Raw genomic sequence first — 1,033 nt, 5'->3', positions numbered from 1 at the left:
TAGCAGTCTGGATTGTCATCGCTGCCGGTCTGCAGCCGGGCGTAGACGAAATCGGCGGTGACGTCGGCGATATCGGGATATTTGGCATGGTCGGCGTAGACGATCGCGGCCTTGTATTTTCGGGCAAGTGCTGCGAATTCCGGCACGACAAAACTGTCGTTGCGGACTTCGAGCGCATGGCGCAGCGCAACGCCGTCCTGCTTTTCCGGCAGCAGTTTCAAAAAGGCTTCGAAATCGTCCGGATCGAATTTCTTGGTCGGCGCGAACTGCCACAGGATCGGCCCGAGCTTTTCCCCGAGTGCGGCAACGCCCGAGCCGAGGAAGCGCGTCATCGATTCGCCGGCCTCGCCCAGCACGCGCCGGTTGGTGACGAAGCGGTTGCCCTTTAGCGAGTACACGAAACCGTCCGGCGCCTCGTTGGCCCATTTGACGAAGGTCGGTTCCTTGAAGCTGGAATAGTAAGTGCCGTTGACCTCGATGCTCGGCACCTGGCGAGTGGCGTAGTTCAGCTGCTTGGCCTTGGAGAGCTTGTCGGGATAGAAGGACGTATCCCAGGGCTCGAAGGTCCAGCCGCCCATGCCGGCGTGGATCGTTCCCGATGTGCTCATTGTCATCCTCCCAAGTTCAGAAATCAGGCCGCTGTGCTCTCGTGGACCGATTTCGCCATGTCGACCAGCACCCATCCCGGCCGGTAGGGATTGGGCCGGCGACCCGTTTCGTGGAAACCATAGGCCAGATAGAGCGCGATGTTCCGTTCCATCCTGGCGTTGGTGTAAAGCCGCACCTCGGGCAGGCCCCAGAGACGGGTCAGCTCATCCGCGTGTTTCAGCAGCGCAATGCCGAAGCCCTTGCCCTGAAAGTCAGGAGAGACCGCGACGGAGAAGATCATCGCGTGGTCGTCATGCCGTTCCAGCGTGATCAGTCCGGCAAGTCCGCCGCCACTTTCCAACACCCACACCTCGCCACGCGCGATGCGCGGCGCGTAGTCCTCGGTGACTGGGATCGGCGGTGCGCCTAACAGTGCAGTGTAAGG

Annotated in this window: 2 protein-coding genes; both read right to left on the bottom strand. The window is 61.3% G+C overall.

Annotated features, from left to right (window positions below; translation table 11 throughout):
- Positions 1-608, bottom strand: a 608-nt coding sequence (locus EOC06_RS37775) for a DUF72 domain-containing protein (RefSeq protein WP_164899020.1), incomplete at its 3' end; no start/stop codon positions are given.
- A 23-nt stretch (positions 609-631) separates the two neighbouring features.
- A partial coding sequence (locus EOC06_RS37770) for a GNAT family N-acetyltransferase (protein ID WP_128310145.1) occupies positions 632-1,033 on the bottom strand: 402 nt, incomplete at its 5' end.

It is taken from the genome of Mesorhizobium sp. M7A.F.Ca.MR.362.00.0.0, assembly GCF_004023175.1.
GTDB lineage: Bacteria > Pseudomonadota > Alphaproteobacteria > Rhizobiales > Rhizobiaceae > Mesorhizobium.
Note: the sequence above shows the minus strand (reverse complement) of the source record. Positions and strands in the feature narration are given on the sequence as shown.